Raw genomic sequence first — 15,553 nt, 5'->3', positions numbered from 1 at the left:
GGCGCCGTTCGACCTGCGGGTCGTGGAGGTGCCGGCCGGGGCGGACCCGGTGGTCGCCGTACGGGCCGTGGTGGCCTCGGACGCGCAGGTGCCGTTCGACCTGGCTCAGGGGCCGCTGCTGCGCGCGACGCTGGTGAGGGTGGCGGCGCAGGAGCATGTGCTCGCGCTGTCGATGCACCACGTGGTGTCGGACGAGTGGTCAGGGCGGGTCCTGCGGCGTGAGCTGATGGCGCTGTACGACGCCTTTCGGACTGGTGGCCCGGACCCGCTGCCGCCGCTGGCCGTGCAGTACGCGGACTTCGCGGTGTGGCAGAGGCAGTGGCTGACGGGCGATGTGCTCGACGCCCAGCTCGCGTACTGGCGCGACCGGCTCGGCGGCCTGCCGACCCTCGAGCTGCCCACCGACCGCGCGAGGCCCGCGGTCCGCTCGGCGGACGGCGGAGTGGTGAATTTCGCCGTGCCGGCGCAGACGGCGGGGCGGTTGCGCGCCATCGCCCGCGCGCATGGCGTGACGATGTCCATGATGTCGCTGGCGGTCTTCAGCGTGCTGCTGGGTCGCTACGCCGGCACGGACGACGTGGTCGTGGGCACCCCGATCGCGAACCGCAACCGGGCCGAGACCGAGGGCCTCATCGGCTTCTTCGTCAACACCCTCGTCATGCGCACCGACTTGTCCGGCGACCCGACGTTCGCCGAACTCCTCGGCCGCGTACGGGAAACCGCACTCGGCGCGTACGCACACCAGGACCTGCCGTTCGAGCAGCTCGTGGACGACCTTGTCGTGGAGCGCGACCGCTCGCGGAGCCCCCTCTTCCAGGTCCTCTTCAACTACGACACGGCGGACACCGCGGCCGGCACGGCCCAGCGGAACGCCGACCTCCTGTGGGAGAGCGGAGCCGAGCTCACCGCGGACTTCTCGGCCGACCGGCCGATGCTCATAGGCGTCGATCTGGCGGTCAGGGTCGGGGACACCGGTGTGGGTCTGGCGGGTGAGGTCCAGTACAGCACCGCGCTGTTCGACGCGGCGACCATGGAGCGCCTGGCGGGTCACCTGGTGTCGGTGCTGGAGGCGGTGGCCGTCGATGCGGGGCAGCGGGTGGGTGACCTGTCGGTGCTGGGTGTGGGTGAGCGCGAGGAGTTGGTGGCGGGTGGTGATGGTGGGTGTGTGGTGTTGCCGTCGGTGGGTGGGGTGCATGAGCTGATCGCGGAGCGGGCGGTTGCGGCTCCGGATGTGGTGGCTGTGGTGGCGGGCGGGGAGTCGGTGACGTATGGCGGGTTGATGGTTCGGGCGAATCGTCTGGCGCATCTCCTGCGCGGTATGGGTGTGGGTGCGGAGTCGGTGGTGGGGCTGTGTCTGCCGCGTGGGGTGGACATGGTTGTTGCGGTGCTCGCGGTGTGGCAGGTGGGTGGCGCGTATCTGCCGCTCGACCCCGAATACCCTGCCGAGCGCCTGGAGTTCATGCTCGCCGACAGTGGCGCCAAGGTGCTCGTCTGCGTGGGCGCGACGGCCGAGGGTCTCGGGGCGGAGACCGTGATCAGGCTGGACGATCCGGTGGTGGTGGGTGCGCTGGCTGAACTGCCTTCGGCGGCGCCTGAGGTGATGACGGTGCCGGATCAGCTGGCGTATGTGATTTATACGTCGGGTTCGACGGGTCGTCCGAAGGGTGTGCAGGTCGGGCACGGTGGTGTGGTGAATCTGGCGCTTGCGTTGCGGTCGGCGCTGGGTGTCGGGCCGGGTGTGCGGGTGTTGCAGTTCGCGTCGCAGAGTTTCGATGCGGCTGTGCTGGATGTGGTGGTGACGTTGGCCGGTGGTGGGGTGCTGGTGGTGGCCTCGTCCGAGGAGCGTCGCCTGCCGGCGGAGCTGCAGGGTCTGGTCCGGGCTGAGGGTGTGGTGTCGGCGAGTGTCTCGCCGTCGCTGCTCGGGGTGCTGGACGAGACGGATCTTCCAGGTGTGAGCAGCCTCTTCGTCGGCTCAGAGCGAGTCGGTGAGGCGGTCGTGCGGGAGTGGGCTCCCGGCCGCAGGTTCTTCGTCGGATACGGGCCGACCGAGATCACGGTGATCGCCTGTGCCGGTCTTGCCGATCCTGATGCTGAGGGTGCGCCGACGATCGGCAGGCCGCTGGCGAACACGCAGGTGTATGTCCTCGACGCGCAACTGCGTCCTGTTCCGGTGGGTGTGGCGGGTGAGCTGTTCATCGCGGGCGCGGGTGTCGCCCGTGGTTACGGGGGTCGTCCCGGGCTGACGGGTGCGCGGTTCGTTGCTGATCCGTTTGCTGCGGACGGCAGCAGGATGTACCGGTCCGGTGATGTGGTCCGGTGGCTGGGGGACGGGCGGCTCGACTTCGTGGGCCGTGCGGACGAGCAGGTGAAGGTGCGTGGTTTCCGGATCGAGCCGGGTGAGATCGAGGCGGTGCTGGCCGGTCACCCGCAGGTGCGCACGGCTGTGGTGGCGGCGTTCGGCGAGGGTACGGATCGTCGTCTTGCGGCCTTTGTGGTCCCGGCCGATGGGGTGGTCGGTATGCCGGGGGCGGGTGAGCTGCGGGAGTTTGTGGGTGGGCGGTTGCCGGAGTTCATGGTCCCGTCCGTTTTCGTCGAGCTGGCCGGGCTGCCGCTGACGGCGAACGGCAAGCTGGACCGTTCGGCTCTTCCCGCCCCTGAGGTGCGGCAGTCCTCGGGCGAGGGCTTCGTCGCTCCGGCCGGGACGACGCAAGAGCTCGTGGCCGGCATCTGGGCCGGCGTGCTGGGGCTCGACCGGGTCGGTGCCACGGACAGCTTCTTCGAGCTCGGCGGCCACTCGCTCCTCGCGACGCAGGTGATCTCCCGGATCCGCGAGGTCCTGGGCGTCGACGTTCCCGTCGCGGCCATGTTCGATCAGCCGACCGTACGAGGCCTGGCCGCGGTGGTCGAGGACACGGTGCGGGGGCCCCTCCTGGAGCCGGTCAGGCCGATCGACCGTACCCAGCCGCTGCCGCTGTCGTTCGCGCAGCAGCGTCTGTGGTTCCTCGACCAGCTCGAGCCCGGGGCCACCGAGTACAACCTGCCCATGCCCATCCGCCTCGACGGCGACCTGGACGTGGACGCACTGCGTGCCGCGCTGGACGCGGTCATGGCTCGCCATGAGGTGCTGCGTACGCGCCTGGTGGCGGACGTGGACGGCGTGGCCCACCAGGTGATCGACCCGCCCGCCGAGTTCCCGCTGTCGATGGTCGACGTGTCCGGCAGCGAAGATCCGCTGCGAGCGACGGAACAGCTGGTCGCGAAGGACGCCATGGTGCCCTTCGATCTCGCGACCGGCCCGCTCGTCCGGGCCTGCCTGATCCGGCTCGCCGCTGACGAACACGTCCTGGCGCTGTCGATGCAGCACGTGGTGTTCGACGAGTGGTCGGGACGCGTCCTGCGACGTGAACTCACCGCCCTGTACGAGGCGTTCCGCGCCGGCAGACCCAACCCGCTGCCGCCCCTGCCCGTCCAGTACGCCGACTTCGCGGTCTGGCAGCGGACGTGGCTGGACGGCACGGAACTGGAACGGCAACTCGACTACTGGCGCGCCCACCTGGCCCGGCTTCCGCAGCTGGAACTGCCGACAGACCGGCCCCGTCCGGCCGTGCGCCAGTCCGAGGGCGCGGCAACGCGCTTCACGGTGTCGGCGGAGACCGCGGACGCGCTGCGCGCGGTGGCCCGCGAGTCCGGCGCCACGATGTTCATGACGCTCCTCGCCGCCTTCGATGTACTTCTCAGCCGATACGCGGGCGCGGAGGACGTGGTCGTGGGCACGCCGGTGGCCAACCGGAACCGTGCCGAGACGGAGGACCTGATCGGGCTCTTCGTCAACACGCTCGTCATGCGCACCGACCTGTCCGGCGCCCCGACGTTCGCCGAACTCCTCGGCCGGGTCCGGAACACGGCCCTGGGCGCCTACGCTCACCAGGACCTGCCGTTCGAGCAGCTCGTGGGCGACCTCGTCACCGAGCGGGACCGGACCCTCAGCCCGCTCTTCCAGGTGTTCTTCACCTACGCCGCGGAGGAGGCCCGCGACAGCGCGAGCCTGCTCGCGCAGGGCGCGAGTGAGGCCGAGGGCGAGAGCCGGCCGAGGGAGGACATACGGATCAAGGGGACGGAGGCCGGAACGCGGACCGCCCTCTTCGACCTGACCCTCAGGTTCGGCGACAACGGCGAGGGCGGCCTGTCCGGCGAGCTCGAGTACAGCACCGCGCTGTTCGACAGGGCGACGGTCGAGGCTATGGGCCGCCACCTGGTCACGGTGCTGGACGGCGTCGCCCGCGGTGCCGACGTGCGGGTGGGTGAGCTGCCGGTTCTGTCGGCGGGTGAGCGTGAGTGCTTGGTGGCCGATGGCGACGGCGGCGAGGTGGCGCTGCCGGCGGTGGGTGGTGTGCACGAGCTGATAGCCCGGCACGCGGTGGTGTCTCCGGACATGGTGGCTGTGGTGGCCGACGAGGAGTCGCTGACGTACGGCGGGCTGATGGCTCGGGCGAGCCGTCTGGCGGGGCACCTGCAATCGGTGGGCGTGGGTGCGGAGTCGGTGGTAGGGCTGTGCGTGTACCGGGGCGTGGATTCGGTGGTGGCGATTCTCGCAGTGTGGCTGGCGGGTGGAGCGTATCTGCCGCTGGATCCGGCGTATCCGGTGGAGCGGCTGGAATTCATGTCGGCGGACAGCGGGGTTGAGGTTCTGGTCGGGGAACGGAGGGTCGTCGGGGATCTCGGTCTGGACCGTTCCGTGGGTTCTGTGGTGTGGCTGGAGAACGTTTTCGGTGAGGGCACAGAGCAGCACCCGCTGGTTTCCCCCTCGGTCGATTCCGGTCAGTTGGCGGGTGTCATCTATACATCGGGTTCGACGGGGCGTCCTAAGGGGACGTTGGTTTCTCACGGCTCTTTGGTGGCGTTGTTCGCGGGTTGGGAGGTCGCCCACTTCGGTGGGGAAGGAATGAGGTGGCTGTCGGTCGCGAGCGCCAGTTTCGACGTGTTCACCGGCGATGTGGTGCGGTCGCTGTGTTCGGGTGGAGCACTGGTGTTGGGCCGCGTGGGCCTGCAGGTCGACGTGGACGAGTGGGTGGACGTCCTGGCCGGCGCCGGGGTGAACGCGCTGGAGTGTGCGCCGCGGTACGTGGACGAGCTGGTGGGGTTCGTCGAGGGGGGCGGTTCGGCGGCGGGGCTGGGCCTGAGTGGTCTGCGTCTGGTCGTGGTGACGACGGACGTGTGGCGGTGGGGCTCGGTCGCGCGGGCTCGGGGTGTGCTCGGTGACGGCGTGCGGTTGTTGTCGGCGTACGGCGTGACAGAAGCGTCGGTCGACTCGACGTTCGGTGTGTTGACCCCCGTGCCTGACGGCGTCGGTGAGGGCGCGGTGCCCATCGGCGGCCCGCTGCCGAACACGCGGCTCTATGTGCTGGACGGATTCCTGAATCCGGTACCGGTCGGTGTGGTGGGCGAGTTGTTCATCGCGGGTCCGCAGGTCGCTCGCGGTTATGGGGGCCGGCCCGGTCTGACGGCGGAGCGGTTCGTTGCGGATCCGTTCGCCGCCGACGGCAGCCGCATGTACCGGTCGGGCGACCGCGTGCGGTGGCTGACCGACGGCCGGCTGGAGTTCCTGGGCCGTGGCGACCAGCAGGTCAATGTCCGGGGCTTCCGGATCGAGCCGGGTGAGATCGAGGCGGTCCTGGCCGACCACCCGCAGATCCGTACCGTCGTCGTGACGACCTTCGGCGACGGTTCGGATTGTCGACTGGTGGCCCACGCGGTGCCGGCCGAGCCTGGTGCGGGCATTCCGCCGGTGAGTGAGCTGCGGGAGTACGCGGGCCGGAGTCTTCCCGGCTTCATGGTTCCTTCCGTGTTCGTCGAGTTGGCGGGCCTCCCGTTGACGCCGAACGGCAAGGTCGACCGCGACGCGCTGCCCGTTCCGGACGGTGTGCGCCCCGAGCTGGAGGAGTTCGTCGCGCCGGCGAACGCGACCGAGGAACTCCTCGCGGGGGTCTGGGCGCAGGTCCTGGGTGTAGACCGGGTCGGAGTGCACGACAACTTCTTCGAACTCGGCGGCGACTCCGTCATCAGCATCCAGGTCGTGGCCCGGGCGCGGGAGCACGGCATCCATGTCACCGTCGCGCAGCTCTTCGACCACCAGACGGTGGCCGGCCTCGCCTCGGTGGCCAAGGCGCAGAGCGCAGCCCAGGCCGAACAGGGCCTGGTGACCGGTGACTTCGAGCTGTCCCCGATCCAGCGGTGGTTCTTCGCGCAGGGTCTGGACCGGCCGGATCACTTCAACCAGTCGATGCTCCTCGACGTCACCCAGCCGGTGGACCCCGACCTGATGCGCGCCGCCGTGGCGGCCGTGCTCGAACAGCACGACGCGCTGAGGTCCCGGTTCGTCCGGGAGATCGAAGGGGACGGCGAGGAGAGCGGCACCTGGGTCGGCCGGATGACGGCCGCCGAGCGGGCCGACCGCGTCCAGGTCATCCGGAGCTCCGGCCTGGACGACGAGGAGGAGTGGGCGTTCCTGAACGCCCGCGGCAACGAGGCGCAGGCCGGCCTCGACCTGGCGGACGGCCCGCTCCTGCGCATCGTGGTGTTCGACCGCGGTGACTGCGGACAGCTGCTGTTCCTCGTGGCCCACCACCTGGTCGTGGACGCCGTGTCCCTGGCCGTGATCCTCGAGGACCTGGCATCCGCCTACGGTCAGATCGAGCGCGGGCTCCCCGTGAAGCTGCCGGCGAAGACGACCTCGTACATGAGCTGGACCCAGCGCCTGACGGAGCTGGCGGCGTCCGCCGAACTCGCCGCGGAAGCCCCGTACTGGCGGGCCGCGGAGGCGGAGGGCGGCACGATGCCGCGCGACCGCGACGGCGCGAACACCCTCGCGTCCGTCCAGGAGCTGTCGGTCACGCTCGGCCCCGAGCAGACCGAGCGCCTGCTGCGCGAGGTGCCGAGCGCGTACGGGACGCAGATCAACGACGTGCTCCTGAGCGTGCTTGGCACCGTGCTCACACAATGGTGCCAGGCTCCGTCGGTGGTCGTGGACCTGGAGGGCCACGGCCGCGAGGACGTCGGAAGCGACATCGACATCTCGCGGACCGTCGGCTGGTTCACCAGCGTGTACCCCGTGGTCCTCGGCGGTACTTCCGGCGGATCCCTCGGGGACGGACTTCGCCGCACGAAGGAGTACCTGCGGGAGATTCCACGCAGGGGTCAGGGCTATGGCCTCCTGCGCCACATGACTGACTGGTCCCCGGGGGCGGGCGCGGAGCTCGCCTTCAACTACCTCGGCCAGACGGGCCAGGCGGTCGGCCGGGCCGACGGCTCCGGCGGACGGTTCGCACCGACCGGCCGGGCGCTCGGCGACTCGCAGCCGGCGCAGGGTCTCCGCACCCACCTCATCGAGATCAACAGCCAGATCGCGCTGGGCCGACTCGAGCTGGTCTGGATGTACAGCGATCAGGTGCACGACCGTGCGACGGTGCTCCGCCTCGCGCAGCGCTACCTCAAGGTCCTCGAGGACCTCATCGAGTACTGCTGCCGCCCCGAGGCCGGCGGATACACGCCGTCCGACTTCCCCCTGGCCGACGTCGACCAGGACCTGCTCGACCTCATACGACAGCGCTTCGACTCACCCGACCACACTGGTGAGATCGCCGATTCCGGAGGTGCGTGATGACGGCGTTCGACGCGGCTGCAGGCCGAAGAGGTCGGGCGATCGAGAACATCTACCCGCTGACCGCACTGCAGCAGGGCATGCTCTTCCACACCGAGCTGGCCGACGAGCCCGGCATGTACTGGGTGCAGGACGGCATGCTCCTGGAGGGCGAGCTCGACCAGGACGCCCTGCGCCGGGCGTGGGAGCTCATGTTCACGCGGCACGAGGTGCTCCGGACCACCGTCGTACGCGAGGGCGCGGCGACGCCGCTCGCGGTGGTGTCCCGGTCGGTCCCGCTGCCGCTCCGGTTCATCGACGTGTCCCACCTGGACGAGGCCGACCGCCAGGAGGCGGTCGACTCCTACCTCACCTCCGACTGGGAGAGCGGCGCCGACTTCGCCGCCCCGACCCTGGTACGGATCGCCGTCATCGCCCTCGCCGCGGACCGCCACCAGCTGGTATGGAGCTACCACCACATGCTCCTCGACGGCTGGAGCGCCCCCATCGTGGCAGCCGAACTGATGGACGCCTACCGGGCGTTCCGCACGGGCGGCGAGCCGCGGCTCCCGACGCGCAGGCCCTTCCGGGACTTCGTGGGCTGGGTGTCCCGCCAGGACCTCGACGCCGCCCGCGCGTACTGGCGCGAGCGCCTCGCCGGCATCACCGAGGCGACGTCCCTGGGCATCGAGCACGCCACCGGCGACCAGGGACCCGGCGAGGCCCTCATACCGCTGTCCGCCGAGGTGGCCGGCATCGGACTCACCGAGTTCGCGCGCCGCCACCGACTCACACCGAACACTGTCGTGCAGGCCGCCTGGGCCATCGTCATGTCCCTGTACTCGGGCGGCGACGACGTCATGTTCGGCGTCACCACTTCGGGTCGCGACGGCCAGCTCGACGGCATGGAGTCGATGGTCGGCATGCTGCTCAACACCACACCCGTCCGGATCCGCGTCGACCGCGACGAGCTGCTCACGACCTGGCTGACCCGCCTGCAGGACGAGCAGGTGCGGGCCCGGCAGTACGAGCACACCCCACTGGTGACGATCGCGTCCTGCAGCGAACTCCCTGCCGGCAAGCCCCTGTTCAACAGCCTCTTCGTCTTCGAGAACTTCCCGGTCCAGGACCTGGAGGAGGAAGAGCGGAACGCGGCGGCGAGCGGCCTGCGCGCCGGGATGAACTACGGCCGAGAGCAGGCCAACTACCCGCTGAGCGTGACCGCGAGCTCCGGCCGTGAGCTGCAGATCAAGCTGTCCTACGACCGCTCCCAGGTCGACGCCGACGCGATCGACCGGATGGTCGGCCACATCGCGCGCGTCCTGGAGTCGATCGTCGCCGACGCGGGTGTGCGGGTGGGTGAACTGTCGGTTCTGTCTGCGGCCGAGCGTGAGCTGGTGCTGGAAGGGTGGAACGCGTCGTCTTCGGTCGAGCTGCCGGCGGTGGGTGGTGTGCACGAGCTGATCGCCCGGCATGCGGTGGTGTCTCCGGATGCGGTGGCGGTGGTGGCGGGTGAGGAGTCGCTGACGTACGGCGGGCTGATGGCGCGGGCGAATCGTCTGGCGGGTCATCTGCGGTCGGTGGGTGTGGGTGCGGAGTCGGTGGTGGGTCTGTGCGTGTCGCGCGGCGCGGATCTGGTGGTGGCGCTGCTTGGGGTGTGGCAGGCGGGTGGGGCGTATGTGCCGCTGGATCCGGAGTATCCGGTGGAGCGGTTGGAGTTCATGTTGGCGGACAGCGGGGTTGAGGTTCTGGTGGGGGAGCGGGGGGTTGTCGGGACTCTTGGTCTGGGCGATGTGGTGAATTCGGTGGTGTGGCTTGAGGACGTGGCAGGGGAACTCCCGGTGGATTCCGCTGCGGTGGAGGTTGTGTCCGGTGGCCAGTTGGCGGGTGTGATTTATACGTCGGGTTCGACGGGGCGTCCCAAGGGGACGCTGGTTTCTCATAGTTCGTTGGTGGCGTTGTTCGCCGGTTGGGAGGTGGCTCATTTCGGTGGGGAGGCGTTGAGGTGGTTGTCGGTGGCGAGTGCGAGTTTCGATGTGTTCACCGGCGATGTGGTGCGGTCGCTGTGTTCGGGTGGGGCGCTGGTGTTGGGTCGGGTGGGCCTGCAGGTGGATGTGGACGAGTGGGTGGGGTGCTGGCGGGCGCCGGGGTGAACGCGCTGGAGTGTGCGCCGCGGTATGTGGACGAGTTGGTGGGGTTCGTCGAGGGTGGCGGTTCGGCGGAGGGGCTGGGGCTGAGTGGGCTGCGCTTGGTCGTCGTGACGACCGACGTGTGGCGGTGGGGCTCGGTCGCGCGGGCTCGGGGTGTACTCGGCGACGGCGTGCGGTTGTTGTCGGCGTACGGGGTGACCGAGGCGTCGGTCGACTCGACGTATGGCGTGCTGACCCCTGCCGCAGGCATGGGCGAGGGTGCGGTGCCTATTGGTGGGCCGCTGCCGAATACGCGGCTTTATGTGCTGGACGGATTGATGCATCCGGTTCCGGTCGGTGTCGTGGGTGAGTTGTTCATAGCCGGGCCGCAGGTCGCTCGGGGTTTTGGGGGTCGTCCCGGTTTGACGGCGGAGCGCTTTGTTGCTGATCCGTTCATGGGCGACGGGTCGCGGATGTATCGGTCGGGTGACCGGGTGCGGTGGCAAGCGGATGGCCGGCTGGAGTTCCTGGGCCGGGCGGATGAGCAGGTCAAGGTGCGTGGCTTCCGGATCGAACCGGGTGAGATCGAGGCGGTCCTGACCGACCACCCGCAGATCCGTACCGCAGTCGTTTCGACCTTCGGGGAGAGCGCGGATTGCCGGTTGGTGGCATATGTGGTGCCGGCCGACGCGGCTGAGGGTGTTCCGTCGGTGGGTGTGCTGCGGGAGTACGCGGGCCGGAGTCTTCCCGGCTTCATGGTTCCTTCCGTGTTCGTCGAGTTGGCGGGCCTCCCGTTGACGCCGAACGGCAAGGTCGACCGCGACGCGCTGCCGGTTCCGGAGGGCGTACGGCCCGAGCTGGAGGGATTCGTCGCGCCGGCGAACGCGACCGAGGAACTCCTGGCCGGGGTGTGGGCTCAGGTCCTGGGTGTCGACCGGGTCGGGGTCCACGACACGTTCTTCGAACTCGGCGGACATTCACTGCTCGCCACCCAGGTCGTCTCGCGCATCCGGTCCGTGTTCGCGACCGAGGTCCCCCTCTCGGCGCTGTTCGACCACCCCACGGTCCGCGAGCTGTCCGACGTCGTCGTCAGCTCGGACGAAGCGGTCACCGCACCGCCCATCACCGCGACGAGCCGGGACCACGAGCTCCCGCTCTCCTTCGCGCAGCAGCGCCTGTGGTTCCTGGCCCAGCTGGATCCCGGATCCACCGAGTACAACGTGCCCCTGCTGGTGCGCCGGCCCGGCGGCCTCGACATCGAGGCACTGACTGCTGCACTGGACGCGGTCGTGAAGCGGCACGAGATCCTGCGGACCAGGCTGGTCCCGAACACCAACGGCGTCGCGCAACAGGTGATCGACGAGCCGACCCCCTTCGTCCTCCCGCTCGCCGACGTCTCGGGGCACGACGACCCGGCCGCGGCCGCCCGGAAACTCGTGAACGCGGAGGTGATGGCACCCTTCGACCTGGCCCGCGGACCGCTGGTCCGGGGCACCCTGATCCGGATGTCCGCCGACGAGCACGTCCTGGCTCTGGCCGTGCACCACGTGGCCTTCGACGAGTGGTCGGTACGCATCCTCCGCGAGGAACTCGCCGCCCTGTACGAGGCGTTCCGGGCCGGCGAGTCGGACCCGCTGCCGCCGCTGACCGTGCAGTACGCGGACTTCGCGGTGTGGCAGCGGCAGTGGCTGACCGGCGACGTGGTGGACGCCCACACGGAGTACTGGCGCGACCAGCTGGCCGACCTGCCGACGCTGGAACTGCCGACGGACAGGATGCGCCCGCCGGTACGGTCCACTGACGGCGCGGCGGTCGACTTCTCCGTCCCCGCACCGGCCGCGGACGCCTTGCGGGCGCTGTCCCGCAAGAACGGCGTGACGATGTCCATGACGCTACTCGCCGCGCTCGACGTGCTCCTCGGGTGGTACACGGGGTCGGACGACGTCGTGGTCGGCACCCCGGTCGCCAACCGGAACCGCGCCGAGACGGAGGACCTGATCGGGTTCTTCGTGAACACGCTGGTCATGCGGACCGACCTGTCCGGCGACCCGACCTTCACCGAGCTCCTCAGCCGGGTGCGGAAGACGGCCCTGGCCGCGTACGCGCACCAGGATCTGCCGTTCGAGCAGCTGGTGGACGAGCTGGTGACGGAGCGGGACCGGTCCCGGACCCCCCTGTTCCAGGTGTTCTTCACCTACACGCCCGAGGGAAACCCCGGTCAGGGCTACGGTCAGGAGCGGCCCGACGCGCACGAGGGCGACGCCGATGCGTCGTCGGTCGACGTCCTGGCGGCGAACTCCGTCAACTTCGACCTGGCCGTCGCGCTGGCGGACCACGACGGCGCCCTGGCGGGGCAGATCGAGTACAGCACCGCGCTGTTCGACGCCGCGACCGTGGAGCGGATGGCCGGCCACCTGGTCGCGTTACTCGAAGCCGTCGCCGCGGACGCCAAGCAGCGGGTGGGTGAGCTGCCGGCTCTTTCGGCGGGCGAGCGTGAGCTGGTCGTGGAGGGCTGGAACGCGTCGTCGGTGGAGCCGCCGGCGGTGCGTGGGGCGCAGGAGCTGATCGCCGAGCGTGCGGTGGCGACCCCGGATGCCGTGGCTGTCGTCGCAGGCGGGGAGTCTTTGACGTACGGCGGGCTGATAACGCGGGCGAATCGTCTGGCCCATCACCTGCGGTCGGTGGGTGTGGGTGCCGAATCGGTGGTCGGTCTTTGCCTGCCGCGTGGGCTGGACATGGTGGCGGCAATGGTCGGCGTGTGGCAGGCCGGTGGTGCTTACCTGCCGCTCGATCCGGAGTACCCCGCCGATCGGCTGGAGTTCATGCTGGCGGACGCGGGTGTGCAGGTCGTGGTGGGGCAGCGGGCCATCGTGGACGGTCTGCCGGTCGGCCAGGCCGTGTGGCTGGATGATCCGGCCGTACGGGAGGTCCTGTCCGGGCTGCCGTCGGAGGCGCCCGAGGCGACTCCGGTTGCTGACCAACTCGCCTACGTGATCTACACCTCCGGTTCCACCGGCCGCCCGAAGGGCGTCCAAGTCGCGCACGGCAGCGTCGTGGGCATGGTGTCGGCCCTGGCTCCGGTCCTCGACGCCGGTCCGGGCGTACGGATGCTGCAGTTCGCCTCCTTCAGCTTCGACGCTGCCGTCCTCGACGTGGCGGTGACGCTCGCTTCCGGCGGCGTCCTGGTGGTGGCGACGTCCGCCGAGCGGGCCGAGGCGGCCCAGCTCACGTCGATGCTGCGGGCCGAGGCTGTGCGCGCGGCGAGCGTCGTCCCGTCCCTTCTGGGCGTCCTGGACCCGGAGGAAGTGGCAGGGCTCCAGACCCTGCTGCTCGGCGCGGAGCGCCTGACCCAGCCGGTCGCCCGTGCCTGGTCGTCCGGCAGGCGCCTCGTGAACACGTACGGCCCGACCGAGTCGACCGTCATGGTGACCGCCGGCGCCGTCGCCCCGGATCTCCAGCGTATGCCGGCGATCGGTTCCCCGGTCGCCAACGCCCGGCTCTACGTCCTGGACGGGTCGATGAGGCCCGTGCCCGTCGGTGTCCCCGGCGAGGTGTTCATCGCCGGTCCGCAGGTCGCTCGTGGCTACCGCGGGCGTCCCGGTCTGACGGGCGAGCGGTTCGTCGCCGACCCGTTCGCCGCCGACGGCACGCGCATGTACCGGTCGGGCGACCGTGCCCGCTGGCTGCCGGACGGACAGCTCGGCTTCGTCGGGCGTGCCGACGCCCAGGTCAAGGTGCGTGGCTTCCGGATCGAGCCGGGCGAGATCGAGGCGGTCCTGACCGACCACCCGCAGATCCATTCCGCCGTCGTCGCCGCCTTCGGTGATATCGAGGACCGGCGCCTCGTCGCGTACCTCGTCCCCGCCGACCAGACCGCCGGCATCCCGTCCGTCGGCGAGCTGCGGGAGTACGCGGCGAGGTGGCTGCCGGCCTTCATGATTCCGTCGGCGTTCGTGGAGCTCGCGGCCCTGCCGCTGAGCCCCAACGGCAAGCTCGACCGTGCGGCCCTGCCCGAACCGGGCGGGGAGAGGCCGGAACTCGAGGAGTTCGTGGCTCCGTCGGGTGACGCGGAGGAGGCGCTGGCCCGGCTCTGGGGCGAGGTGCTCGGGGTGGACCGGGTCGGCGCCACGGACAACTTCTTCGAGCTGGGCGGGCACTCGCTGCTCGCCACGCAGGTGACCTCGCGCATCCGGGAAGCCTTCGAGCTCGAGATCCCACTGTCGGCCCTCTTCGACCACCCGACGGTGCGGGGCTTGGCCGCCGTGGTCGAACAGCTCATCTGGTACGAGATCGACCACATGCCGGAAGACGAAGCCGTCCAGAGCCTGGACAGCTACGCGCAGGGTGCAGAGTCCGACGAGAACGGGGTTCTCTGAATGTCCATCTCCCCCGCGGGGCTGCTGCAGAAGCTTGAGAACATCGGCGTCCGCTTCAATGTCGTCGACGGAAGGCTGCGGATCTTCGCGCCCAAGGGCGTGCTCACCGAGGAACTCCGGACCCAGCTCCAGGCCTGCCGCGACGAGGTCGTCGCGCTGCTCGTCGACCGCAACGCGGAGTCGACGGCCGCGGCCGACCAGGCGCCGCCGATGACCGTCGCCGACCGCAACGAGCGGCTGCCGCTGTCCTTCGCGCAGCAGCGTCTGTGGTTCCTCGACCAGCTCGACCCCGGATCGGTCGAGTACAACGTACCCATGCCGATCCGGCTCGGCGGGGTGCTGGACATGCCCGCGCTCGGGGCCGCCCTGAACACGATCGTCGCCCGGCACGAGGTGCTGCGTACGCGACTCGTGGCCGGCGACGACGGTGTGCCGCACCAGGTGATCGACCCGGCGGCACCGCTGCCGCTGCCGGTGGCCGACATGTCGGGCGCGGAGGACCGCGGTTCGGCTGTGTGGGCGCTGATGGCCGCGGACGCGGCGCAGCCCTTCGACCTCGCGGGCGGCCCGCTGATCAGGGCCCTGCTGATCAGGCTGGCTCCCGACGAGCACGTCCTGGCCCTGTCGATGCACCACGTCTCCTTCGACGAGTGGTCGAAGCGGATCTTCCACGACGAACTCCTGCTCTCCTACGAGGCGTTCCAGGCCGGGCGCCCGAACCCGCTGCCGCCGCTCGACGTGCAGTACGCGGACTTCGCGGTGTGGCAGAGGCAGTGGCTGGACGGCGAGGTCCTGGACAGGCAACTCGCTTACTGGCGCCGACAGTTGGGCGGAGTGTCGGCTCTCGACGTGCCCACCGACCGGCTACGGCCGGCGGTCTGGTCGCCGGCCGGCGCCATGGTGCGGTTCACCGTGCCCGCGCGGACGGCCGACGGCCTGCGCGAGCTGAGCCGGCGCAGCGGCACGACGATGTTCATGACCCTGCTGGCGGCCTACGACGTCCTCCTCGCCCGTTACGCGGGCACGGACGACGTGGCCGTGGGAACGCCGGTCGCCAACCGGAACCGTGCCGAGACCGAGAAGCTGATCGGCTTCTTCATCAACACCCTCGTCATGCGCACCGACGTGTCCGGCGACCCGACGTTCGAGGAACTCCTCGCCCGCGTACGGGAGATGGCCCTCAACGCCTACGCGCACCAGGACCTGCCCTTCGAGCAGCTCGTCGACGAGCTCGTCACGGAGCGGGACCGGTCGCGCAGCCCGCTGTTCCAGGTGCTGTTCAACTACTTCACCGAGGAGGGCCGGCAGAGCGGGGGCCGTGACTCGCGCGACCCGTCCCACGACCGCCCGCGCGACGCGGGAGAGGACGGCACGGACGACGGCCTGGCCCTGGTTGCGGGCGACGTCGTCGC

Annotated in this window: 3 protein-coding genes and 1 pseudogene (2 of these 4 running past the window's edge); all 4 read left to right on the top strand. The window is 70.3% G+C overall.

Annotated elements, in window-relative coordinates:
- Nucleotides 1-7,657, top strand: the end of a protein-coding gene (locus ACQEV8_RS03085; RefSeq protein ID WP_432957124.1) for a non-ribosomal peptide synthase/polyketide synthase. The gene continues 12,269 nt to the left of window position 1, outside the view; 7,657 of the gene's 19,926 nt are visible here — the last part of the coding sequence; the start codon falls outside the window, past its left edge; the stop codon is at nucleotides 7,655-7,657.
- The gene (locus tag ACQEV8_RS03080; RefSeq protein ID WP_432957122.1) at nucleotides 7,657-9,789 is read left to right on the top strand and encodes a condensation domain-containing protein; all 2,133 of its coding nucleotides are present in this window, start codon (nucleotides 7,657-7,659) and stop codon (nucleotides 9,787-9,789) included. Before ACQEV8_RS03085 ends, ACQEV8_RS03080 begins: the two co-directional genes overlap by 1 nt.
- A complete protein-coding gene (locus tag ACQEV8_RS03075) occupies nucleotides 9,759-14,141 on the top strand; it encodes an amino acid adenylation domain-containing protein (RefSeq protein WP_432957120.1) in 4,383 nt (1,460 codons plus the stop codon). Before ACQEV8_RS03080 ends, ACQEV8_RS03075 begins: the two co-directional genes overlap by 31 nt.
- A pseudogene (locus tag ACQEV8_RS03070) lies at nucleotides 14,142-15,553 on the top strand (amino acid adenylation domain-containing protein); its annotated part runs 12,757 nt beyond the window's last position; the annotation flags it as partial. It lies immediately after the preceding gene.

The sequence above is a fragment of the Streptomyces sp. CA-179760 genome (assembly GCF_050937045.1).
GTDB lineage: Bacteria > Actinomycetota > Actinomycetes > Streptomycetales > Streptomycetaceae > Streptomyces.
The sequence above is the reverse complement of the archived record's forward strand: the minus strand, read 5'-3'. Positions and strand labels throughout refer to the sequence as shown.

Coding starts and splice junctions, on each gene's coding strand:
- ACQEV8_RS03080 (WP_432957122.1), top strand. CDS start 7,657: ATGACGGCGTTCGACGCGGCTGCAGGCCGAAGAGGTCGGGCGATCGAG.